General features: G+C 63.0%; 21 protein-coding genes. 13 read left to right on the top strand and 8 right to left on the bottom strand.

Annotation, left to right across the window (positions count from 1 at the left end; genetic code table 11):
* Window positions 1-45: 45 nt before the first annotated feature.
* From pssA to AC1D0O_RS00545, 4 genes are all read right to left on the bottom strand, one after another.
* Window positions 46-858, bottom strand: coding sequence for a CDP-diacylglycerol--serine O-phosphatidyltransferase (pssA, locus tag AC1D0O_RS00560; RefSeq protein WP_477651609.1), 813 nt, complete (start codon window positions 856-858; stop codon window positions 46-48).
* 255 nt (window positions 859-1113) lie between these two features.
* The gene (ilvC, locus tag AC1D0O_RS00555) at window positions 1114-2130 is read right to left on the bottom strand and encodes a ketol-acid reductoisomerase (RefSeq protein WP_477651608.1); all 1017 of its coding nucleotides are present in this window, start codon (window positions 2128-2130) and stop codon (window positions 1114-1116) included.
* 127 nt (window positions 2131-2257) lie between these two features.
* Window positions 2258-2749 (bottom strand): acetolactate synthase small subunit, encoded by a 492-nt coding sequence (gene ilvN / locus AC1D0O_RS00550; RefSeq protein WP_007869681.1) that lies wholly within the window; start codon window positions 2747-2749, stop codon window positions 2258-2260.
* Between the two features lie 111 nt (window positions 2750-2860).
* Window positions 2861-4639: an acetolactate synthase 3 catalytic subunit gene (locus AC1D0O_RS00545; RefSeq protein WP_477651607.1), complete on the bottom strand. Its 1779-nt coding sequence runs from the start codon at window positions 4637-4639 to the stop codon at window positions 2861-2863.
* Window positions 4640-4959: 320 nt separating this feature from the next.
* Between AC1D0O_RS00545 and AC1D0O_RS00540 the strand changes: the two genes are divergently transcribed.
* The 6 genes from AC1D0O_RS00540 to AC1D0O_RS00515 all read left to right on the top strand — a co-directional run bounded on the left by AC1D0O_RS00540 (window position 4960) and on the right by AC1D0O_RS00515 (window position 8439).
* On the top strand, window positions 4960-5526 hold the full coding sequence (locus AC1D0O_RS00540; protein ID WP_477652237.1) for an RNA polymerase sigma factor: 567 nt from the start codon (window positions 4960-4962) through the stop codon (window positions 5524-5526).
* Complete coding sequence (locus AC1D0O_RS00535; RefSeq protein ID WP_477651606.1) at window positions 5523-5969, top strand: DUF3619 family protein; 447 nt, start codon at window positions 5523-5525, stop codon at window positions 5967-5969. Before AC1D0O_RS00540 ends, AC1D0O_RS00535 begins: the two co-directional genes overlap by 4 nt.
* A complete protein-coding gene (locus AC1D0O_RS00530; protein ID WP_477651605.1) occupies window positions 5966-6694 on the top strand; it encodes a DUF3106 domain-containing protein in 729 nt (242 codons plus the stop codon). The genes AC1D0O_RS00535 and AC1D0O_RS00530 overlap by 4 nt, the downstream gene beginning before the upstream one ends.
* Window positions 6695-6799: 105 nt before the next feature.
* A complete protein-coding gene (locus tag AC1D0O_RS00525) occupies window positions 6800-7333 on the top strand; it encodes an RDD family protein (protein ID WP_477652236.1) in 534 nt (177 codons plus the stop codon).
* A gap of 36 nt (window positions 7334-7369) precedes the next feature.
* Entirely contained in the window at window positions 7370-7822 is a 453-nt protein-coding gene (locus AC1D0O_RS00520) for a diacylglycerol kinase (protein ID WP_477651604.1), read from the top strand.
* Complete coding sequence (locus tag AC1D0O_RS00515; protein WP_477651603.1) at window positions 7819-8439, top strand: LOG family protein; 621 nt, start codon at window positions 7819-7821, stop codon at window positions 8437-8439. Before AC1D0O_RS00520 ends, AC1D0O_RS00515 begins: the two co-directional genes overlap by 4 nt.
* A gap of 15 nt (window positions 8440-8454) precedes the next feature.
* On the opposite strand, the gene AC1D0O_RS00510 is transcribed toward AC1D0O_RS00515, so the two are convergent.
* On the bottom strand, window positions 8455-8793 hold the full coding sequence (locus tag AC1D0O_RS00510; protein ID WP_007869659.1) for a P-II family nitrogen regulator: 339 nt from the start codon (window positions 8791-8793) through the stop codon (window positions 8455-8457).
* Between the two features lie 160 nt (window positions 8794-8953).
* The gene (locus tag AC1D0O_RS00505; RefSeq protein ID WP_477651602.1) at window positions 8954-10642 is read right to left on the bottom strand and encodes an NAD+ synthase; all 1689 of its coding nucleotides are present in this window, start codon (window positions 10640-10642) and stop codon (window positions 8954-8956) included.
* Between the two features lie 25 nt (window positions 10643-10667).
* On the opposite strand from AC1D0O_RS00505, the gene AC1D0O_RS00500 reads away from it, so the two are divergent.
* The 6 genes from AC1D0O_RS00500 to AC1D0O_RS00475 all read left to right on the top strand — a co-directional run bounded on the left by AC1D0O_RS00500 (window position 10668) and on the right by AC1D0O_RS00475 (window position 16498).
* Window positions 10668-11891: a GNAT family N-acetyltransferase gene (locus AC1D0O_RS00500; protein WP_477651601.1), complete on the top strand. Its 1224-nt coding sequence runs from the start codon at window positions 10668-10670 to the stop codon at window positions 11889-11891.
* Window positions 11892-12035: 144 nt separating this feature from the next.
* The gene (locus AC1D0O_RS00495) at window positions 12036-12623 is read left to right on the top strand and encodes a porin family protein (RefSeq protein WP_477651600.1); all 588 of its coding nucleotides are present in this window, start codon (window positions 12036-12038) and stop codon (window positions 12621-12623) included.
* A 93-nt stretch (window positions 12624-12716) separates the two neighbouring features.
* Complete coding sequence (locus AC1D0O_RS00490; RefSeq protein ID WP_477651599.1) at window positions 12717-13034, top strand: hypothetical protein; 318 nt, start codon at window positions 12717-12719, stop codon at window positions 13032-13034.
* A 26-nt stretch (window positions 13035-13060) separates the two neighbouring features.
* Window positions 13061-13867, top strand: coding sequence for a hypothetical protein (locus tag AC1D0O_RS00485; protein ID WP_477651598.1), 807 nt, complete (start codon window positions 13061-13063; stop codon window positions 13865-13867).
* 109 nt (window positions 13868-13976) lie between these two features.
* Complete coding sequence (locus tag AC1D0O_RS00480) at window positions 13977-15629, top strand: wax ester/triacylglycerol synthase family O-acyltransferase (RefSeq protein WP_477651597.1); 1653 nt, start codon at window positions 13977-13979, stop codon at window positions 15627-15629.
* A gap of 35 nt (window positions 15630-15664) precedes the next feature.
* A complete protein-coding gene (locus AC1D0O_RS00475; RefSeq protein WP_477651596.1) occupies window positions 15665-16498 on the top strand; it encodes an alpha/beta hydrolase in 834 nt (277 codons plus the stop codon).
* A 68-nt stretch (window positions 16499-16566) separates the two neighbouring features.
* On the opposite strand, the gene ppa is transcribed toward AC1D0O_RS00475, so the two are convergent.
* Window positions 16567-17097, bottom strand: a complete 531-nt coding sequence (gene ppa / locus AC1D0O_RS00470) for an inorganic diphosphatase (RefSeq protein ID WP_477651595.1) — start codon at window positions 17095-17097, stop codon at window positions 16567-16569.
* Window positions 17098-17413: 316 nt separating this feature from the next.
* Here ppa and AC1D0O_RS00465 point away from each other — a divergent pair, with 316 nt between their 5' ends.
* A complete protein-coding gene (locus tag AC1D0O_RS00465) occupies window positions 17414-19636 on the top strand; it encodes a sodium-translocating pyrophosphatase (protein WP_477652235.1) in 2223 nt (740 codons plus the stop codon).
* Between the two features lie 99 nt (window positions 19637-19735).
* On the opposite strand, the gene AC1D0O_RS00460 is transcribed toward AC1D0O_RS00465, so the two are convergent.
* Window positions 19736-21883 (bottom strand): AAA family ATPase, encoded by a 2148-nt coding sequence (locus tag AC1D0O_RS00460; protein ID WP_477651594.1) that lies wholly within the window; start codon window positions 21881-21883, stop codon window positions 19736-19738.
* Window positions 21884-21979: the final 96 nt, after the last annotated feature.

Below are 21979 nucleotides of genomic sequence, written 5' to 3'. Positions count from 1 at the left end.
CAGTAGTGCTAGCGAAATTTGTTTCATCTGTTCAATGTACCACAATTATTTATGGAGGCCGCGCTCGTCCGGCTCATCTGTGGAGGTCGAGATCACACTGGTCTGCTGGCCCTTGGCCTTGCGCCAGCCATACAGCACGTAGCCTGAAAAGCCATAAAGAACGAACAGGCCGAACATGACGGTCGGCGGATGGATGTTGATGACGGCGATCCCGAGCGCAATCAGCACGATGGCGGCAAAAGGCACGCTGCGCTTCATCTGCACATCCTTGAAGCTGTAAAACGGCACATTGGTGACCATGGTGAGGCCCGCATACAGCGTGAGGGCGAAGGTGACCCAGCGCACTTCCAACCCGCTGATGCCGGCGTCTGTCATCAGCCAGATAAAACCCGCCACCAGGGCAGCCGCTGCGGGCGACGGGAGCCCCTGGAAGAAGCGCTTGTCGACCACCGCCGTATTGACGTTGAAACGGGCCAGGCGCAACGCGGCGCAGGCGCAATACACAAAGGCGCCTATCCAGCCCCAGCGTCCCAGGCTGGTCAGGGCCCAGACGTAGGCGATCAGGGCCGGCGCGGCGCCGAAAGACACCATGTCCGAGAGCGAATCCATCTGCTCGCCGAAAGCACTTTGCGTATTGGTCATGCGGGCCACACGTCCGTCCAGGCTGTCGAGCACCATGGCGCAAAACACACCGATGGCGGCCTGGTCGAAGCGCCCATTCATGGCCATCACGATGGCGTAGAACCCGCCAAACAGGGCGGCCAGCGTAAACAGGTTCGGCAATATGTAAATGCCCTTGCGGCGCTTGCGTACCATCACCGTCGGATTGTTGCCCGCGGACTCTTCGCCATCATGCATAAAAATACTCCTGAAGCACAACTGGTGCGCGCAAACAGCTATTAAATTCATAGCATCCGAGGACACCACCGAGGAGCCGGTCCGCCCCGCCTGGGGCAGGCAATTGCCGGCTCAAGGCGCCAAGGATACCAAGATCGGCACCACAAAATGGCCGCGCGGCGCGAATCACTCTCGAATTTGCTCCCGTCAGTAAAAAAGCCGCGCAGGAAGTTTGCGCGGCTTTTTGCAGGACAAGGCCCCTGACGGGCGCCTACATCAGTTGCGGGTCTGGTCAACCAGCTTGTTTTTGGCGATCCAAGGCATCATGGCACGGAGTTTTTCGCCCACGATTTCAATCTGGTGCTCGGAATTCAAGCGGCGGCGGCTCAGCAGGGTTGGTGCGCCGGCCTGGTTTTCCACCAGGAAGCTCTTGGCGTATTCACCGGTCTGGATGTCTTTCAGGCACTTGCGCATGGCGTCCTTCGTGGCCGAAGTCACAATGTTGGGGCCCGTCACATACTCACCGTACTCGGCGTTGTTCGAGATCGAGTAGTTCATGTTGGCGATGCCGCCTTCATAGATCAGGTCGACGATCAGCTTGAGCTCGTGCAGGCATTCGAAGTACGCCATCTCGGGCGCGTAGCCGGCTTCCACCAGCGTTTCGAAGCCGGCCTTGATCAACTCGACAGTGCCGCCGCACAGAACGGCCTGCTCGCCGAACAGGTCGGTCTCGGTCTCTTCGCGGAAGTTGGTCTCAATGATGCCGGCCTTGCCGCCGCCATTGGCCATGGCGTAGCTCAGGGCCAGGTCGCGGGCCTTGCCGGACTTGTCCTGGTGCACGGCCACCAGGTGGGGCACACCGCCGCCTTGGGCATAGGTGTTGCGCACGGTATGGCCAGGCGCCTTGGGAGCAACCATCCAGACGTCGAGGTCGGCGCGGGGAATCACGGCGCCGTAGTGCACGTTGAAACCGTGGGCGAACACCAGGGAAGCGCCCTGCTTGATGTTGGGGGCCACGTCGTTCTTGTAGACCGCGCCGATCTGCTCGTCGGGCAGCAGGATCATGACCACGTCGGCGGCTTTGACCGCGTCAGCGACTTCGGCGACCTTCAGGCCGGCCTTTTCGACCTTGGGCCAGGAAGCGCCGCCCTTGCGCAGGCCGACGACCACTTTCACGCCGCTGTCGTTCAGGTTTTGCGCATGGGCATGGCCCTGGCTGCCGTAGCCGATGATGGCGACCGTCTTGCCCTTGATCAGGCTCAAATCACAATCTTTGTCGTAAAAAACTTTCATTTTTCTCTCCAGAATAGGTATTGGCGAAAATGCCCTTCGACAGGCTCAGGGCGAACGGTAACCGCATATCGCCACTCAAAATCCGTTCGCGTTGAGCCTGTCGAAACGCGCGCACGGACAACTCAAATCAAACCCGCAAAATCCGCTCGCCGCGGCCGATGCCGCTGGAGCCGGTTCGCACCGTCTCCAGGATCGCGCTGCGGTCTATGGCCTCCAGGAAAGCATCGTTCTTGGACTGGTCGCCGGTCAGCTCTATGGTGTAGCTTTTTTCGGTGACGTCGATGATGCGCCCGCGGAATATATCAGCCATGCGCTTCATCTCTTCGCGCTCCTTGCCGACAGCGCGCACCTTGACCATCATGAGCTCTCGCTCGGTGTAGGCGCCCTCGGTCAGGTCGACCACCTTGACCACTTCGATCAGGCGGTTCAGGTGCTTGGTGATCTGCTCGATGACGTCGTCGGAGCCCGTGGTCTGTATCGTCATGCGCGACAGGCTCGGATCCTCGGTCGGTGCGACGGTCAGGCTTTCGATGTTGTAGCCGCGCGCCGAAAACAGGCCGACCACGCGGGAAAGAGCGCCCGGCTCGTTTTCCAGCAAAACTGCAATGATGTGTTTCATAAGAAGATTCCTCTTTTCGCCGCCCTCCCCTGCGCACGGTAATGCGCAGGCTCGGCGGGCAATAGATTCGTCAGGTGACGGTGAATGAATGGGTGTGCGGCGGCCTGAGGCCTAGAGGTCTTCCGACCCCAGCAGCATTTCGGTAATGCCCTTGCCGGCTTGCACCATCGGGAACACGTTTTCGGTCGGGTCCGTGCGGAAGTCCATGAACACCGTGCGGTCCTTGAGCTTGCGCGCCTCGCGCAACGCCGGTTCCACGTCCTGCGGCTTTTCGATCAGCATGCCGACGTGCCCATAAGCCTCGGCCAGCTTCACGAAATTGGGCAGCGCGTCCATGTAGCTGCTGCTGTAGCGGCCCGCGTATTCGACTTCCTGCCACTGGCGCACCATGCCCAGGTAGCGGTTGTTCAGCGACACGATCTTGATCGGCGTGTTGTACTGCAGGCAGGTGGAAAGCTCCTGGATGCACATCTGCACCGAGCCTTCGCCCGTGATGCAGAACACTTCCGAGTCGGGCTTGGCCAGCTTGATGCCCATGGCATAGGGAATGCCGACACCCATGGTGCCCAGACCGCCCGAATTGATCCATCGGCGCGGCTCGTCGAACTTGTAGTACTGGGCGGCCCACATCTGATGCTGGCCCACGTCCGACGTGATGTAGGTGTCGGCGTCCTTGGTGAGATTCCACAGGGTCTCGACCACGTGCTGGGGCTTGATGACGTCGCCCTTGCCCATGCTGTATTTCATGCAGTCGCGCTTGCGCCAGCCTTCGATCGTGTCCCACCAGCCGCCCAGCGCGTTGGCGTCAGGCTTGAGGCCGGACTCCTTGATCATGCTGATCAGCTCGGTCAGCACGTCCTTAACGTCGCCCACGATGGGAATGTCGACCCGCACGCGCTTGGAAATGCTGGAAGGGTCGATATCGATGTGGATGATCTTGCGTTCGTTCTGCGCGAAATGCTTGGGGTTGCCGATCACACGATCGTCAAAGCGCGCGCCGACGGCCAGCAACACATCGCAATTCTGCATCGCGTTGTTGGCTTCGATCGTGCCGTGCATGCCCAGCATGCCGAGGAACTTCTTGTCGCTGGCCGGGTAAGCGCCCAGGCCCATCAGCGTGTTGGTGCAGGGATAGCCCAGCATGTCGACCAGCGTGCGCAACTCCTGCGAGGCATTGCTGAGCAGCACGCCGCCGCCGGTGTAGATGTATGGACGCTTGGCCGCCAGCAGCAGCTGCAGGGCCTTGCGAATCTGCCCGCCGTGGCCTTTGCGAACCGGGTTGTACGAGCGCATCTCCACGGTTTGCGGGTAGCCGCTGTAGGGAACCTTGTTGAAGGACACGTCTTTCGGAATGTCCACGACCACGGGGCCGGGCCGGCCGCTGCGGGCGATGTGGAAAGCCTTCTTCAGGGTGTCGGCCATCTGCCGCGCGTCCTTGACGAGAAAGTTGTGCTTCACGATGGGCCGGGTAATGCCGACGGTGTCGCATTCCTGGAAGGCATCCAGGCCAATGGCGTGGGTGGGGACCTGTCCGGTGATGATCACCATCGGGATGCTGTCCATGTAGGCCGTCGCGATGCCGGTGACCGCGTTGGTCACGCCAGGTCCGGAAGTGACGAGGGCCACGCCCACGTCGCCAGTGGCCCGGGCATAACCATCCGCAGCGTGCACGGCTGCCTGTTCGTGGCGCACCAGGATGTGCTGGATCGAGTCCTGCTTGTAGAAGGCGTCGTAAATGTGAAGGACCGCACCGCCGGGATAGCCCCAGACGTACTTGACACCTTCAGCCTGAAGCGACTTGATGAGGATTTCCGCGCCGCGGAGTTCCTGGGAATTTGTGTGTGCAGACGCTGCTGCCGCGGAAGCGATTTCCGCCTTGGAGATTTCCATGATGAACCTTTGTGAATTTCTCTAACGAAATACCTTGGGTGCCTCTTCGCCCACTCTTGTGAAGCGGCGTCGAGACTTGAGGCCAGAACCATAAGCGGAAACATAAACCGCCGAGTCATGACCCGTTTGCCTTTTGAATTGCAGGGCATATTATGACATTTCGCGTTGCGCAATGGCCGCAAGGCCCCAAAAAGGGCCAGCCAACACCGGCCATGATGCGATAATTTTCCTGCGGCATCCCAGGATGCATGCTGATCGGCACAGGCCCCGCGAAGACCGCGGCCATCCTGCAGCGCTGGACGAACCGGAACCCCACACCGTTGGCAACTGAACAAGAACTCTCGGATTTCCTGAAAAACGTTGAAAAACGGGCTTTCAAGCGCAGCATTTACCACGTCCGGGACGAAGAAGCTGCTCTCGATATCGTTCAGGACAGCATGATGAAGCTGGCGCAGCACTACGGCGACAAGCCCGCCGCCGAGCTGCCCATGCTGTTCCAGCGCATCCTGGCCAACACCACGCTGGACTGGTTTCGCCGCCGCAAGACCCGCAACGCGCTTTTTTCCAATATGAGCGACTTCGAATCGTCCGGCGAGGACGGAGATTTCGATCTTCTGGAAACTTTAGAGACCCTGACCAACTCAGAGGGTACGGAGAGCGCCCAGGATGCCACGGAGCGGGCGCAAATATTGCATGAGATCGAGCTGCAGGTAAAGGAATTGCCGGGCCGTCAACGGGAAGCCTTTCTGATGCGTTACTGGGAGGAAATGGACGTCGCTGAAACAGCAGCCGCCATGGGCTGTTCAGAGGGTAGTGTCAAAACGCACTGTTCACGCGCAGTTCACGCTCTCAGCAAAGCCCTGAGCGCCAAAGGTATAAAACTATGACTAATTCACTACAAAAAAGAGCCGCCATCCTCCAGGACCGCTTTGGCCTGAAAACCGCCTCCTACCTGTCCGCAGGTGCGGCAGACCTGCCTTACGACATTTCCGAGCGCTTGCGCGCCGCGCGCTTCCAGGCTATCTCCAGCCGCAAGATCGCAAAAACCGAAACCGCCGGCGGTGTCGTCGGCAACGGCGCCAGCGCCGCCCTCACCTGGGGCTCCGACGACGGACTGAGCTGGTGGGCACGTATTGGTTCAGTGTTACCGCTTGTTGCGCTGGTCGTGGGGCTGCTGGTCATCAATTCGATTCAGAACGACAACCGCGCCCAGGAGTTGGCCGAAGTCGACGTGGCGCTGCTCACCGACGAACTCCCACCCGCGGCCTTTGCCGACCCCGGTTTTGTCCAGTACCTCAAAGTGACTCGCCAAGCCCCTACGGTCCAATGAGCCGCCCAGCAGCCGCCCGACTCATCCCCCTGCCTCTTGACCCTTCAACCCGGTTGAAGTTGCAATGGCTGTCGCTTGGGCTCGTGGTGGCCGCCCTGCTGGCACTGCCGGTTTTCAGTTTTGCCCAGGCGGCCAAGCCCGCAGCCACTGCTAGCGCTCCCGGCGCCGCCAAATCGGCCGCCAGCGCGCCTGCCAAAATCACCGTCTCCAAGCCTACCTGGGCTGAGCTCAGCCCCATGCAGCAAAAGGCGCTCGCGCCCCTAGCCTCAAGCTGGAACACCATCAGTGAGCAGCAAAAACGCAAATGGCTGGAAATCTCCAAAAACTACCCTTCGCTACCCCCTGAAGGACAGGCCAACCTGCACAGCCGCATGAACGAATGGGTCACGCTGAGCCCCCAGCAACGCGCCCAGGCACGGCTGAACTTCGGCAAGACCAAAGAGCTCTCCAAGCAGCTCACGCCTGAAGAGAAAAAAGCCAAATGGGAAACCTACCAGGCCCTCAGCCCAGAAGAAAAAGAAAAGCTGGCGGCCAAGGCCAGTCCCAAGCCCGCCGGGGCCGCGACCGCCGTCAAGCCGGTGGCGCCCCAGAAGCTGGCGCCCGTTCCGCCGCACCCGGTCAAGGCCAGCAGCAAGGCTGCGCCTAAAATCAATGCTTCCACCCCGGCGGCAGCCGCCCCCGCAGCATTGCCTGCCAGCGCCCCAGGCGCAACGCCCCAGCGTTGACATACCGCCGGCGGGCAAGCCGGCCGGATTTATTGGCCGCTCCGGCAGTCCCCTGCCAGCGAGCACTGAAGAGCAACACATTTGACAGCCACCAATCCCCCCCCAATACCGTCCATCCCCAGGCGCATGGCATGCTGGATGTACGAAGGCATGCTGATGTTCGGCGTGGTTTTCCTGGCCGGCTACCTCTTCAGCACCTTGAGCCAGACCCGCAACGCACTGGACAACCGCCATGCGCTGCAGGCTTTCGTGTTTGTGATCTTCGGCATCTACTTCGTATGGTTCTGGGCAAAAGGCCAGACACTGGCGATGAAAACCTGGAACATCCGCGTGGTCGACGTCCACGGCGCCCCCATCTCCCAGAAGCGCGCCCTGCTGCGCTATGTGCTGAGCTGGTTATGGTTCCTGCCGCCACTGGCCGTCAGCTGGATGCTGGCGTTGCCGGGCCGCGAAGGCGCCGTGCTGGTGCTGGGCTGGGTCGCCATCTGGGCGATCCTGGCGCGCTTTCATCCGCAAAAGCAGTTCTGGCACGATGCCTGGGCGGGGACCCGGTTGATCACCTGGGTGGCGCCTGAAAAGCCCCGCCGCAAGGAAAAGTCGAAGGTCACGGCCGGTAATGATGTGGCCGAGCAGCCCTAACATCAACATGCCATAAAGCTGCGCGACAATCGCCCCATGCCCGAACAAGTCCCGCTTTCCGCCTCCGTGCCAGCCTCCGTCCATGCCGCCTCCCCGATACCCCTCGATGAGCCGGTCAATCCCCAAAAGCACCGCAAGGGCCTGAGCCGCGTCTGGCACGCCACGGGCTATTCCATCGCCGGCCTGCGCGCCGGCTGGCATGAAACCGCGTTTCGCCAGGAAGCCATCGCGTCCATCGTGCTGATCCCGGCCGCCTTCTGGCTGGGCCGGAACTGGGTGGAAACCGTGCTGCTGGCCGGGACGGTCATCCTCATCATGATCGTGGAACTGCTCAACACCGGCATCGAAACCGCCATAGACCGCATAGGCCCCGAGTGGCACGACCTTTCCAAGCGCGCCAAGGACATGGGCAGCGCCGCCGTCCTGCTCAGCCTGCTGCTCTGCGCCGGCACCTGGGCCCTGGCGCTCTTTCAGCGATTTTCAGCATGAACAACGACAGCACCGCAGTGACAGAAAACTCCAAGCCCGCCTTCTCCCTTTGCGTTTATTGCGGCTCCCGCCCGGGCGACAATCCCGAATTTGCCGCGATCGCCGCCCTCGTCGGCACCTGGATAGGCACCCACGGCGGGCAACTGGTCTACGGCGGCGGCCGCAACGGCCTCATGGGCATCCTGGCCGATGCCGCGCTGGCCGCGGGCGCGCGAGTCGTGGGCGTGATCCCCAAGGCGCTGGTCGAAAAGGAATGGGCCCACACCGGCTGCACCGAATTACACATCGTGGAGAACATGCACGAACGCAAACGCCTGATGGCCGAGCATGCCGACGCATTCCTCGCCCTACCGGGCGGCATAGGCACGCTGGAAGAGTTCTTTGAGGTCTGGACCTGGCGCCAGTTGGGCTACCACGACAAGCCGGTCGGGCTGCTCAACATGGGCGGCTATTACGACAGCCTGCTGGCCTTCCTGGCCTCATCGGTCAAAGCCGGCTTCATGAACGACTGGCTGATGGACCTGATACGCACCGGCAGCGAAGCGGAGCCTCTGCTCGAAATCCTGGTGCAGGCCGCCGGCATGACACCCGCCGCAATGCGACTGGACCAGATTTAAGCGGTTTGGCGGCGCTCAGACTGCCGCTTCGTCTTCCTCGCCCGTACGGATACGCACCACGCGCTCCACGCTGGTGATGAAAATCTTGCCGTCGCCGATCTTTCCGGTGCGGGCGGCGCGCACGATGGCGTCCACGCAGCGCTCCACATCCTCGGTTTTCACGACGACTTCGACCTTGACCTTGGGCAGGAAGTCGACCACGTACTCCGCGCCGCGGTACAGCTCGGTATGGCCCTTCTGGCGGCCGAAGCCCTTGACTTCAGTGACGGTCAGCCCGGTCACGCCGCATTCGGCCAGCGCCTCGCGGACTTCTTCGAGCTTGAAAGGCTTGAGGACGGCGGTAATTTGTTTCACTGAATATCTCCGTTGGTTTTAAATCTCGTCATAAAGCATTTGAAGTCTGCGAGGAGCTCCCCTACCAGCAGGGGCCGCGGAACCGGCTTTGCCGGGCCGCAGGCGCAACGGCCCCCTCGAGGGGCAGGGAGCTACGCGAAGCGAGCGACCGTGGGGGCCATCACTGTCGAAATCTGCTGGTTATAGGATAGCGCCAATCTTTGCCAAAGCTCCTGTGGGTGACCCTGATACCCACAGGCGCCTGCCGCCGCTTGTATTCGTTGATGCGGATCAGTCGCGCCACGCGCTCCACCACCGCGCGGTCAAAACCGGCGGCGATGATGCCTTCAGCGCTCTCGTCATTTTCCATGTAACGCGACAGGATGGCGTCCAGCACCTCGTAGGGCGGCAGACTGTCCTGGTCGGTCTGGTCGGGGCGCAGTTCGGCGCTGGGTGGGCGCGTGATGATGCGCTCGGGAATCGGGTTGCTGCCGGTGCCATACGGGTCGTTGGCATTGCGCCAGCGTGCCAGCCGGAACACCGAGGTCTTGAGCACGTCCTTGATCACCGCGAAACCACCCGCCATGTCGCCGTAGAGCGTGCAATAGCCGGTGGCCATCTCGCTCTTGTTGCCGGTGGTCAGCACAATGGAGCCGAACTTGTTGGACAGCGCCATCAAAAACACCCCGCGTATACGCGCCTGGATGTTTTCCTCGGTCGTGTCTTCCTTCAGGCCCTTGAACTCGCCGGCCAGGGACGCCTTGAAGGCCTCGAACTCGGGCACGATGGAAATCTCGTCGTAGCGCACCTTCACACGTTCGGCCATCTCGCGCGCATCTTTCCAGGAGATGTCGGCTGTATAGGGTGAAGGCATCATCACCGCGCGCACCTTGTCCGCGCCCAGCGCATCCACCGCGATCGCCAGCACCAGCGCCGAGTCGATACCGCCCGACAGGCCCAGGATGGCGCCCGGAAAGCCGTTTTTGCCCAGGTAATCGCGCACACCCAGCACCAGTGCATCCCACAGGTCCGCCTCGTGGCTGCGCTCGGGCGCCGTTTCCGCCGTTAAGGTGACGACGTCCTTGACGCGCTCGGCGCCGATGGCAAACAGCTTTTCCCTGAAGCTCTCGGCCCGACCAGCCAACGCGCCGTCGGCCTGCAGCGCAAAGGAGCGTCCTTCAAACACGATTTCGTCCTGCCCGCCCACCAGGTGGGCATAGACCAGCGGCAATCCGGTGGCCAGGCAGCGGTTTTGCATCATCTGCTCGCGCTCGCCGCCCTTGCCGACGTGGAAAGGCGAGGCATTGATCACCACCAGCAGCTCGGCACCGGCCTCTTTGGCCAGGCGCGCCGGCTCTTCGAACCAGGCGTCTTCACAGATCAGCAGGCCTATGCTGACGGCCTCATCCCCCTCCCCCGCCTGGAACACGCAGGTGCCCTGGCCGGGCGTGAAGTAGCGGCGCTCGTCAAACACCTGGTAATTGGGCAGCTCGCGCTTGGCGTAGCTTTCGATGACACGGCCCTCGCGCAGCACCCGCGCCGCGTTGTGGCGCTGCTGCACTTCCACGCTTTTGGTGCGCAGGCCCTTGCCGTTGTCGCCGTGGGTGGGTGTGCCCACCACCACCGTCAGGCCTTTTAACCCGGCCAGCTCGCGGGCCACTTGATTCACGGCATCATCACAGGCCTGGATGAAAGAGGGGCGCAAAAACAGGTCTTCGGCCGCGTAGCCGCAAATCGCCAGCTCGGGCGTCAGCACCAGCCGCACACCGTCCTGGTAGGCGGCGCGGGCCGCCTCGATGATTTTTTGCGAATTGCCCGGCATGTCTCCCACGCAATAGTTCAACTGGGCAACGCAGATTTTGAGTGGCATGTAGAAGTAAAACCCCGAAAAACACGTGAAAAACGACTCAAACGATTATGTCATCCGCGTGCTGGATTCGCCGCTGAAGGTCAATGCATCCGAGTGGAACGCCCTGCTGGCGGCGCAAAGCCCGGGCGAGGCCGCCAACCCTTTCATGCGCCATGAATACCTCGCCGCACTGCACGAAAGCGGCAGCGCCAGCCCCGACACGGGCTGGACGCCCTGTTTCGTCACCCTCTGGCAAGGCGGTAGCCTGGCCGGCGCCTGCCCGCTTTACCTCAAGGCGCATTCCTACGGCGAATACGTGTTCGACTGGGCCTGGGCCAATGCCTACCAGCAGCACGGCCTCGACTATTACCCCAAGGCCGTTGCCGCCGTGCCCTTCACGCCCGTCCCCGGGGCCCGGCTGCTGGCGCGCAACGCCGCCGAACGCGCGCTGCTGGTGCAGGCACTGCTCGCCTGGTGCGGGCAGGAAAAGCTTTCGTCGCTGCACCTGCTGTTTACGGCCGATGAGGACGTGGCCGCCTGCGAAGAAGCCGGCCTGATGCGGCGCCACACGGTCCAGTTTCACTGGAAAAACAGCGGCTATCGCGATTTCGACGATTTCCTGGCATCCCTCAACCAGGAAAAGCGCAAGAAAATCCGCCAGGAGCGCCGCAAAGTCCACGACGCCGGCATCACCTTCCGCTGGTCGCTGGGCAAGGACATCAGCCGGGCCGACTGGGATTTCTTTTATCGCTGCTATGAACGCACCTATTACGAGCACGGCAACGCGCCCTACCTTAGCCGTGATTTCTTCCAGCGCATGCAGGACACCATGCCCGAGAACTGGCTGCTGTTCATCGCCGAACACACGGCCGACGGCGGCAAACCCCGGCCCATCGCGGCCAGCCTGATCGCCGTCAGCGCATCACCGGCCGGCGCATCGGACACAGCCAATCCTCCGCTGACCGCCTACGGCCGCTACTGGGGCGCCCTGGCCCGCGTCGACTGCCTGCATTTCGAGGCCTGCTATTACCAGCCGCTGGAATGGTGCATCACGCATGGCTACCAGCGCTTTGAGGGCGGCGCCCAGGGCGAGCACAAAATGGCCCGCGCCCTGCTGCCCGTCAAGACCACCAGCGCCCACTGGCTGGCCCATCCCTCTTTCGCCGACGCGGTCGAGCGCTTCCTGGAGCGCGAGGGCGCCGGCATTGAAAGTTATATGGAAAACCTCGAACGGCGCAACCCGTTCAAGGCGCACCCTCCAAATGGATGAGATACCCTCTCCTTCCTTGCACTGCAGACATTCAAAGCGTTGCAAATAGGTGAATGTTGGCCGCGACGATGTCCTTGGCGTTGCCCGGCTTCAGCCATTTCAGTATCCTCACCGTTCCAAATGTTTCCTATTGAAAGAATTTCGATGAAAAAAGTTTTCTTGGCCGGCGCAATCGCCGCAGCGTTCGTGGCGATGCCGGCTTCGGCCCAGTGGTATGTCGGCGGCGGCGTGGGCTCGTCCAAAATCAGCGGTGCCGATGGAGTTTCCGCGCCCCTGCAGCTCACCGGCGCCGACTCGAGCAAGGCCTCCGTCAAGATTTACGGCGGCTACCAACTCACCCCCAACTGGGGCATCGAAGCCCAGTATGCAGACCTCGGCAATCGCGATTTCGCGATCCGCAACCTGGCCGGCGTCCAGCTCGCCACGGGCAGCCTGAAAGCGACGCAGTTCAGCATCGCCGGCACCGGCACGCTGCCGCTGGCAAACAATTTCTCGCTTTTCGGCAAGCTGGGTATCTCCAACAACCACGGAAAGATCGCGGCCGTCGGCGTGTCCGACCGCGGCAGCAAGACCTCGCCCCTGATCGGCGTGGGTGCGGTGTATAACTTCACCCCGAAGCTGGCGGTGCGTTTCGAATACGAAGACTTCGGCAAGTTCTCCAATGACGGCGGAGCAAGCGGCGGTGCGATCCGCGCCGACAATTTCGGCCTCAGCCTGCAATACGCATTCTGATCTGGTAATCTTGCTGTCCTGAAAAAGCCGGGTGAGTCCCGGCTTTTTTCATCCAGCCGCCCCTTCATCCTTCACGTCACGCGAGGAATCCAAATGGCCCCCGCTCCCACTTACATCGTCAACCTGGTCGAGTGCCCCACCCTCAGCGCCGAACAGCGTGCCGCCGCCGAACTGCGCTTTCGCATGGCGCTTGAATTCGCCGTCGGCGGGCCGGAATACGTGCTGCCTTCTCTTCAGGCCTATATGCTGGCCCAAACTTTGAACGAAGGCCTGCCGCTGGAGGATGCCTCCCAGGCGGAAGAGCAGGTCATTGCGCTGTGGCAGAACGCCGAAACCGACGCAATTCTGGCCGCCATGCGGCCGCTGGGCGACAACCTGGACAACGCGCGCTTCGAGATCCTTCCGATCTGAAACCCCGCCATACCGACCTCCGCACCATGAGCAGCGCCGCCATCCCGCTTCCAGTCCCTTCCGCAACCGGCGCGCCTGCCGCCAACGACAGCGCCGTTGGAACGCCATCATTGCTGGGCCGCCCCCACGCCCGCCGCCTGCGCGAGGTCTACCGCTCCGCCGGCTGGCCTTGCCAGGACCTGCTGGAGATCGAACTGCTCGCCACCGGCATGCTGCAGCGCGTGGCCGGGCCCGCGGGCCATGAGACCTTGCGCGTCACCGACGCGGGCATTGCCTACCTGGCGGCCACGCTGTTGCGCAACCGCTCGGCCCTGTCCAAACATGAAGCGCTGGTCGAACAGGTCGCCTGCGAAATGGTGCGCGCCGGCCGCATCGCCTGGCGCGGCCTGGGCTTGCGCGCGCAACTGCCGCCGGACACCGAAGGCGGCAAGGCGCGCTGGGGCATCGTCAGGCCCGACGTGTTTTCCATCCGCAACACCACGGTGCAGGAATACGTGGACCCCATCGTCCATGAGATCAAGGTGCATCGCTCCGACCTGCTGGGCGACCTGCGCCGCCCCGAAAAGCGCGCCGCCTACCTGGACCTGGGCGGCGAATGCTGGTACGTGCTGGGCTGCGATGCCAAGGGCCGGTCCATAGGCGCAGCTGATGAAATCCCGCTGGAATGCGGCGTGATGTTGATGGAAAACAATCGCCTGGCCGTCGTTCGCGCGGCGCCCCGGCGTGCGCGGCAGTCCTTGCCGCTGGGCGTGTGGATGGCGCTGGCCAAGGCAACGCCTGTCGCCGGGCTCAATGACGATGAGCAAGGCATGCTGGGCGACTGCGAAGCTTGAACGCGATCACAGCCGTACGCTGAGCCCGGCGCGACACGCCCGGCTACGGCAAACCCTAGTGCCGCGCCTGCTCCCGCTCGGTTAAGGTCTCCCCACGGAGACAATAACCATGAAATCCCTGACCGGCCTGGACGCGACCTTTCTCTATCTTGAAACCCCCGAGATGCCCATGCATGTGGGCTCGCTCAATCTCTGCGAATTGCCGGCGGGCTTCAAGGGCAGCTTCCACAAGGCCGTCAAAACCCACATTGCCAAACGCATGCACCTGGCGCCGGTGTTCAGCCGCAAGCTGGTGTTCATGCCGCTGGACCTGGGCCACCCGCTCTGGGTGGAGGCCGATTCGGTCGACATCGACTTTCACATCCGCCGGGCCGATCCCACCAAAAGAGGCGCGGCGCCCATGACGCTGGCCGAGGTACACAAGCTCTGCGCCCAGTTGCACGGCGAGGTCATAGACCGCGACTACCCGCTGTGGGAGTTCTATATCTTCGACCGCATCCAGCTGCCCGAATCCCAGGGCGGCGGCATCGTGGCCGGCTTTTTCTCCAAAATCCACCATGCCGCGCTCGACGGAAAAGGCGGTGTCATGCTGGCCAATGCCATGCTGGACCTAAGCCCGACGCCGCGCGAAGTGGCCCCGCCCGACCCTGAACGGCGCCGCAAGCTGGAGTCCGACCTCAAGCTGGGCAAGATGATCGGTTCGGTGTTTTCCAGCTCGCTTGGCCAGTTGGCCAAGGTCGCCAAGTCGCTGCCTGCCGCGGCCACCACCTTCGGCAGCACGCTGGCCAGACAGTCCATGGGCAGTTCGGCCACCGGCGTCAAAGCCAAGATGCCCATGAAACTGGCGCCGCCCACCCCCTTCAATGCCGGCATCGGCACGGGGCGCGTGTTCGTCACCGCAACCATCCCGCTGGGCGAGACCAAGGCCATGGGCAAGGCGGTGGGCGGCTCGTTCAACGACATGGTGCTGTGGATCTGCTCGACCGCGCTGCGCAACTACCTCACGCAGCACCACAGCCTGCCGAAGAAATCGCTGGTGGCCGCCATGCCGGTGTCGCTGCGCGAAGCCGGCGCCACCGATGCCAGCAACCTGGGCAACCAGGTCAGCATGAGCCTGGTTGAACTCGGCACGCACCTTGCGCACCCGCTCAAGCGCATGAACGCCATCATGGCCTCCACCGCCAAAGTCAAGACCTCCATGCAAAGCCTCAAGGGCCTGCTGCCGACCGACTACCCTTCGCTGCTGGCGCCCTGGCTGGTGGGCGGCGCCGCCAAAATGGCGCTCAATGCCTACGGCAAAAGCGGCATGGCCAGCCGGCTGCCCATGGTCGCCAACCTGGCGATTTCCAATGTGCCGGGCCCTCCGGTGCCGCTGTACCTGGCCGGCGCCAGATTCCTGACCTTCCACCCGCTGTCCATCATCCTGCACGGCCTGGCACTCAACATCACCATCCAGACCTACGCCGGCCATGTGGATTTCGGCATCATTGCCGACAAGAAGGCGCTGCCGCATGCCAAGGACCTGGCCAAGGCGATTGAGGAGGCCTTCACCGAGGCGCAGTCCTTGATGGCCAGCTCGGCGCCTGCCGCTGTTGCGCCTCAAAAACCCGCCAAGCCCGCGGCGAAAAAGACCACCCGCAAGGCGCTCCCGGTAAAAACCCGCAAGGCCGCTGTCACGAACGTGACGAAATCCCGCGCGAAGCCGCCAAAGTTAGAGGCGCCTCCCTCTGTAAACAAGCGTAAGCGCCTCCATACTGTTTGAGTCAGAACTCCAAAAGACAATCAATGCCCCACGCCATGGCAAGCCCGTCATCCAAGCGAAATTCTTCCGCCTTTCAGGACTCCCAAAAACCAGCCCCGCACGATGTTCCGCCCAGCGCCTGGCTGCTCGCACTCGAGCTTCGCGCGTTCTGGGAATTCGGCGCCCTGCTGCCCGCCTGGCCGCTGCTGGCCCGCGCGCCGCGCGGCGACGGCCATGCCGTCATGGTGTTCCCCGGCCTCTCGGCCAACGACGCCACCACCGTGCCGCTGCGCCACTACCTGCAATCACTCAACTACAAACCCTGGGGCTGGGAACAGGGCTTTAACTTCGGCCCGCGCGCCGGGGTGCTCGAAGAGGCCCGCGACAGCCTCAGCCGCACGTTTGAGGCCACAGGCCGCAAGGTCAGCTTGATCGGCTGGAGCCTGGGCGGGGTTTATGCGCGCGAGCTGGCCAAGGAAATGCCGGACAAGGTGCGCTGCGTGATCACGCTGGGCACGCCCTTCGCGGGCTCGCACAAGGCCACCAATGCCTGGCGCATTTATGAACTCACCAGCGGCCGCAGCGTGGAGCGCGAATCCGACAACTACGACCTGCCCGCCGCCCCGCCGGTGCCGACCACCAGCATCTATTCACGCAGCGACGGCGTGGTGGCCTGGCAGGCCAGCATCCAGGCGCCCAGCGCCGCCAATCCGCAAACCGAGAACATCGAGGTGCTGGCCAGCCACATCGGCATGGGCGTGAACCCCAGCGCCTGGTGGGCCGTGGCCGACCGGCTGGCCCAGCCCGAAGGCCAATGGAAGCCCTTCGCGCGCGAGGACAAGGGCCGGCTCCACGGCCTGGTCTATCCGGAGCCGGCGCAAGGAACTTGAAACCGCGCCGCTGGAATAAAAAAGCGCCTGCAGGCGCTTTTTTTGTTCAACCCGGAAGGGTCTGGATCTTAGGCCTTGGCGTAGTTGGCGATGCCGTCGGTGATTTCCTTCTTGGCCGCGTCCGGGCCTTCCCAGCCCAGCACCTTGACCCACTTGCCTTCTTCCAGGTCTTTGTAGTGCTCAAAGAAGTGGGAGATGGTTTTCAGGCGCAGCGGGTTCATGTCTTCGGGCTTTTGCCACTGGGTGTAGAGCGAGCATTTCTTGTCGATGGGCACGGCCAGCACCTTGCCGTCTTCGCCCGCCTCATCTTCCATCTTCAGGATGCCGATGGCGCGGCAGGTCACCACCACGCCGGGGATCAGCGGCACCGGCGTGATCACCAGCACGTCGACCGGGTCGCCGTCGCCGCTGATGGTCTTGGGCACATAACCGTAGTTGGTCGGGTAGTGCATGGACGTGCTCATGAAGCGGTCCACAAAAATCGCGCCGGACTCTTTGTCCACCTCGTACTTCACCGGGTCGGCGTTCATCGGGATTTCGATGATCACGTTAAAGGATTCGGGAACGTTTTTACCGGGGGAAACTTTATCGAGGGACATGGTCGCTTGAGGTTTGTGTTGAAGGGAAAGAAATGAAAGGAAAGGAAAGGAAATGAATGAAGACTTCAGGCCGCATGGACAGGCGCTTGGAGTAATAAGCAATCGCTACCGTTAGCTCGGTATTTACCCTCATTTTACTGATTCAGGGCTGACGCATCGCGAACTTGTCACGTTTTCGCGTTAAATTTCCCGAGTTGGCCAATCGACCTTGTCTCCATACGTGACACAGGCAACGAGGAAGCAACGCAGCGGGGGCACCGCTCGCGTGGCACCCCCTCCAAGCGAAAAACAACGTAGGAGAATTTCAATGTCAGCTATGACAGGCAACTCGGCGCTCATTCTTGCGCTGGTCTGCGGACTGATCGCCGTCGGGTACGGCATCTGGGCACGCAGCTGGATTCTTTCCCAGGACGCAGGCAATGCGCGTATGCAGGAGATTGCAGCCGCCATCCAGACCGGCGCTGCCGCTTACCTTGCGCGGCAATACAAAACCATCGCCATCGTCGGCGTCGTCCTCACGGTGCTCATCGGCTTCTTCCTTGACGGCAAGACCGCCATCGGCTTCGTGGTGGGCGCGGTGCTTTCGGGCGCCTGCGGCTTTATCGGCATGAACGTCTCGGTGCGCGCCAACGTGCGCACCGCGCAAGCCGCCACCAAGGGCATAGGCCCCGCCCTGGACGTCGCCTTCCGCGGCGGCGCCATCACCGGCATGCTGGTGGTGGGCCTGGGACTGCTGGGCGTGACCGGTTTTTACTGGTTTCTGGTGGGCAACGGCAACTACACACCTGACCTGAAGCTGGCCAACCTGCTGAATCCGCTGATCGGCTTTGCCTTCGGCTCCTCGCTGATCTCCATCTTCGCCCGGCTCGGTGGCGGCATCTTCACCAAGGGCGCCGACGTCGGCGCCGACCTGGTGGGCAAGGTCGAGGCCGGCATCCCCGAAGACGACCCGCGCAACCCGGCGGTGATTGCCGACAACGTCGGCGACAACGTGGGCGACTGCGCCGGCATGGCCGCCGACCTGTTTGAAACCTACGCGGTCACGCTGATCGCCACCATGGTGCTGGGCGCCCTGTTGCTGTCCAGCGCGGGCGCCACCGCCGCGGTGTATCCGCTGGCGCTGGGCGGCGTGTCCATCATCGCCTCCATCATCGGCTGCTTCTTCGTCAAGGCCTCCCCCGGCATGAAGAACGTGATGCCGGCCCTCTACAAGGGCCTCGCGATCGCCGGCGTGCTGTCGCTCATCGCCTTTTTCTTCGTCACCAGGTGGCTGATGCCCGATGACGCCGTGACGGCCACCGGCACCCAGATGCGCCTGTTCGGCGCCTGCGCGGTCGGCCTGGTCCTGACCGGCGCGCTCTGCTGGGTGACAGAGTACTACACCGGCACGCAATACAAACCCGTGCAGCACATCGCGCAAGCCTCCACCACCGGCCACGGCACCAACATCATTGCCGGCCTGGGCGTGTCCATGCGCTCCACCGCATGGCCCGTGATTTTTGTCTGTATCGCCATCCTGACGGCCTACGGGCTCGCGGGCCTCTACGGCATTGCGATTGCCGCCACCTCCATGCTGAGCATGGCCGGCATCGTGGTCGCGCTGGACGCCTACGGCCCTATCACCGACAACGCCGGCGGCATCGCTGAAATGGCCGAACTGCCCAGCAGCGTGCGCGACATCACCGACCCGCTGGACGCTGTTGGCAATACCACCAAGGCCGTGACCAAGGGCTATGCCATCGGCTCCGCCGGCCTGGCCGCGCTGGTGCTGTTTGCCGACTACACGCACAAGCTTGAAGCCTATGGCAACGTGATCAGCTTCGACCTGAGCAACCCCAAGGTCATCGTCGGCCTCTTTATCGGCGGCCTGATTCCCTACCTCTTCGGCGCCATGGCCATGGAGGCCGTCGGCCGCGCCGCCGGCGCCGTGGTGGTTGAAGTGCGCCGCCAGTTCCGCGACATCAAGGGCATCATGGACGGCACCGGCAAGCCCGAGTACGACACCGCCGTCGACATGCTGACCACGGCCGCCATCAAGGAAATGATGATCCCCTCGCTGTTGCCCGTGGTCGTGCCCATCGTGGTCGGCCTGGCGCTCGGCCCGCAAGCCCTGGGCGGCCTGCTGATGGGCACCATCGTGACCGGCCTCTTTGTCGCGATCTCCATGTGCACCGGCGGCGGCGCCTGGGACAACGCCAAGAAGTACATCGAAGACGGCAACCACGGCGGCAAGGGCTCGGAGGCGCACAAGGCCGCCGTGACCGGCGACACCGTGGGTGACCCCTACAAGGACACCGCCGGCCCGGCCGTGAACCCGCTGATCAAGATCATCAACATCGTGGCGCTGCTGATCGTGCCGCTGGTGATGAAGTTCCACGGCGGTCCCGCGCAAGCCGCGCCCAGCGCTCCCATGGCCGAACCCGCCGCCGTGAGCGCACCGGCCGCCACTCCCACGGCTCCTGCCATGCCGGCCCCGGCGCCCACGCAAGCGCCCGCCGCAGCTGCCACGCCAACGCCGGCTGCACCCGCTTCCCGCTAACCGGATAAAGCGGCTGCGGCCCCAAGCAAAAAGCCCTGCACTGCAGGGCTTTTTCTTTATACGCACACAGCAGGCTGCAGCGGCGTGGCCGCCAGCCGGTCAAGCCGGCATCAGTTGGCCCGCCCCTTGTCCAGCCTCCAGCAACGCCGGCGCCGCGAGGAATTCAAAGCGGCGAATCTCGCTCAGCGCTTCGCTGAGCGTCATCTCACCGGATCGCATCAGGCACCCGGTCAGGTGCTCCGTCAGGCCGGTGTATTGCGCCAGGACAGCCTTGGTTTCGCTGAAAAGCCGTTCGCTCTGGGCTTCCATGATGCTGCGTGTTTCCTCGTCCGGCGGCGCCGTGCCGCCGTCCTTGACGAGCGCGGCATAGTTCAGCCGGGTCTTGCGGTACATGCCCATTTCCGCCACCGCATGGTGCAGCAGCCGCGTCACGCGCGTGATGTCGTTGTGGGCGCCGCCCGTGGTGCCGTCCTCTCCGAAGAAAAGCTCTTCATTGGCCATGCCGCCCAGCAGCACGCGCACTTCATGCTCCATGTCGCCTTTGGTCTTGAGGAGATTGCTGTCCTGTTTGTGCAGCACAAAGCCCAGCGCGTTGTTGCGCGGATTGGCTTTGAGTGAAATCTTGATGGTGTTCATGTCGGCTTGCAGGGCATCCCAGTTGCCGCCTGCCAACTTGCGCTGGTGGTGAAAGTCCATCAGGAAGTGGCCCCACTCGTGCACGGCGATGATGCGCCGGTCCCGCTCGCGCTCCTTGGTGGTGTTGTCGTTGACGTTGCCGACCAGCACGCGTTCGGCGGCCTGCATCAGGGTGTGCGCGCCTATCATCTGGCCCGACTGCACGGCGATGATGCCGGCCTGGTTGACCATGGTCTCGAGGTCCGCCGGGCTGCAGCCTTCCGTCAGCTCGACAAAGTGTCGCAGGTCCATGTCCGGCAGCACCTTTTCCGCGCGCTGGCGCAGGTAGTGGCCGGTGATGGCCAGGCGCTCCTGCTGGTTGGGCATGCGGAAGTCGACCTTCATCTGGAAGCGGCGCAGCATGGCCTCGTCCATCTGCAGGTTGGCCGAATTGAAATTGGAGGCCACGATCCAGATGATTTCGGCATCCGACTTGGTGCGCACGCCGTCCAGGATGGCCAGCAGCATGTTCTGCGTGTCGTCGTCGTATTTCCGGTTGCCGCCGCGCCGCATGAAAAGGTCTTGCGCCTCGTCGAGGAACACGATGCAGCGCTTGCGCCGCGTGGCCAGCGCCAGGATGCGCGACAAGGTGTTGGAGCCGCCGGCGACATAGCCGGTTTCCAGGTTGGCAGCCGAATGGAAAAGAATCGGCAGGTTCAGCTCCTTGGCCAGGTAGCTGGCCAGCTTGGTCTTGCCGGTGCCCGCCGGGCCGCTGAACATCACGTTGAAGGGCTTGTTCACACCATACGCCGCATATTCAAGGCGGCGTTCGTACTGGTCGCGGATCTGCGCGACCTCGGCCTTGATGTCGTCCATGCCGACCAGGTCCTCCAGGTCGCCGCTGATTTGTTGCGGGGAAATGAACTTGAGGGACTTGCGTTGTCCGCCCACCTGGAACCACAGGAAGGCCAGCAGGCCCACGGTCAGGGCGGCCGACACCAGCGCGCTGGCGCCGCCTTTCCAGGCGTCCTGCTCGGATTGCGGACGCGCCTCGCCGAAACGCTGCTCGAGGCGCGCCAGCATCTCCTTGCTGGCGCCGTCAAGCGCGGCCTGCGGTACAAAAGCCAGCTTGCCGCCCCAAGGCGCCGTCACGGCTTTGTCAGCCAGTATCTTGGTCTCCATGTCCGAAGGGTAATAGGCGTATTGCCGGCCCTCCGACTCGACCAGCACAAAGCGCTCGGAAACAGTCCAGAGAATCGGACGGTAAATGATGGTGATGCGCGCGACCGGGTGGGTCTCGAGAAAACTCAGCACCGAGCCGCTTCCGAAGACCACCGGCAACGTGGTGTTGTAAGCCCAGGCCGCCTCGGCGCCTTGCCCCGCCGCCGTCATCGCCTTGACCTCCAGGCTCAGCTTCTCCTGGCGCTCCAGGGTGGACCAGGCGTAGTAGCCGCTGGCGGGAATCATCAGGGCAACACCCAGCACGGCCAGCTTCATGCCCAGGGTCTGGATTGCCAGCCAGTCGCGCAGGCGGGCCGCCAGGGCTTTCAGCCAGGCTTGCACGCCGGAGCCGGCGGTGGGTGCATCGCCGGCGGGAGCGGCTTCGGTCGCGCATGAGGTGGGATCGGTCATCGCAGTGTGTGTCCAGATTGTGGCCCGCAGTTGCCGGCTGCGGCCGCGGTTTGCGCCCGCGGGGCGCAATGTGGGCACCGTTCCCGTTTGTAGGAA

It is taken from the genome of Polaromonas sp. P1_F2 (assembly GCF_056405735.1).
This window is presented reverse-complemented; position numbering and strand designations above follow the sequence as displayed.

Excerpts from the sequence above, each read along its gene's own strand:
- AC1D0O_RS00530 (WP_477651605.1), top strand. The coding sequence starts at position 5,966 with ATGAGCCGCCCAGCAGCCGCCCGACTCATCCCCCTGCCTCTTGACCCT.
- AC1D0O_RS00545 (WP_477651607.1), bottom strand. The coding sequence starts at position 4,639 with ATGGAAATCTCCAAGGCGGAAATCGCTTCCGCGGCAGCAGCGTCTGCA.
- AC1D0O_RS00490 (WP_477651599.1), top strand. The coding sequence starts at position 12,717 with ATGGCCCCCGCTCCCACTTACATCGTCAACCTGGTCGAGTGCCCCACC.
- ilvC (WP_477651608.1), bottom strand. The coding sequence starts at position 2,130 with ATGAAAGTTTTTTACGACAAAGATTGTGATTTGAGCCTGATCAAGGGC.
- AC1D0O_RS00485 (WP_477651598.1), top strand. The coding sequence starts at position 13,061 with ATGAGCAGCGCCGCCATCCCGCTTCCAGTCCCTTCCGCAACCGGCGCG.
- AC1D0O_RS00465 (WP_477652235.1), top strand. The coding sequence starts at position 17,414 with ATGACAGGCAACTCGGCGCTCATTCTTGCGCTGGTCTGCGGACTGATC.
- AC1D0O_RS00460 (WP_477651594.1), bottom strand. The coding sequence starts at position 21,883 with ATGACCGATCCCACCTCATGCGCGACCGAAGCCGCTCCCGCCGGCGAT.
- AC1D0O_RS00495 (WP_477651600.1), top strand. The coding sequence starts at position 12,036 with ATGAAAAAAGTTTTCTTGGCCGGCGCAATCGCCGCAGCGTTCGTGGCG.
- AC1D0O_RS00520 (WP_477651604.1), top strand. The coding sequence starts at position 7,370 with ATGCCCGAACAAGTCCCGCTTTCCGCCTCCGTGCCAGCCTCCGTCCAT.
- ppa (WP_477651595.1), bottom strand. The coding sequence starts at position 17,097 with ATGTCCCTCGATAAAGTTTCCCCCGGTAAAAACGTTCCCGAATCCTTT.
- AC1D0O_RS00480 (WP_477651597.1), top strand. The coding sequence starts at position 13,977 with ATGAAATCCCTGACCGGCCTGGACGCGACCTTTCTCTATCTTGAAACC.
- AC1D0O_RS00505 (WP_477651602.1), bottom strand. The coding sequence starts at position 10,642 with ATGCCACTCAAAATCTGCGTTGCCCAGTTGAACTATTGCGTGGGAGAC.
- ilvN (WP_007869681.1), bottom strand. The coding sequence starts at position 2,749 with ATGAAACACATCATTGCAGTTTTGCTGGAAAACGAGCCGGGCGCTCTT.
- AC1D0O_RS00475 (WP_477651596.1), top strand. The coding sequence starts at position 15,665 with ATGGCAAGCCCGTCATCCAAGCGAAATTCTTCCGCCTTTCAGGACTCC.
- pssA (WP_477651609.1), bottom strand. The coding sequence starts at position 858 with ATGCATGATGGCGAAGAGTCCGCGGGCAACAATCCGACGGTGATGGTA.
- AC1D0O_RS00535 (WP_477651606.1), top strand. The coding sequence starts at position 5,523 with ATGACTAATTCACTACAAAAAAGAGCCGCCATCCTCCAGGACCGCTTT.
- AC1D0O_RS00515 (WP_477651603.1), top strand. The coding sequence starts at position 7,819 with ATGAACAACGACAGCACCGCAGTGACAGAAAACTCCAAGCCCGCCTTC.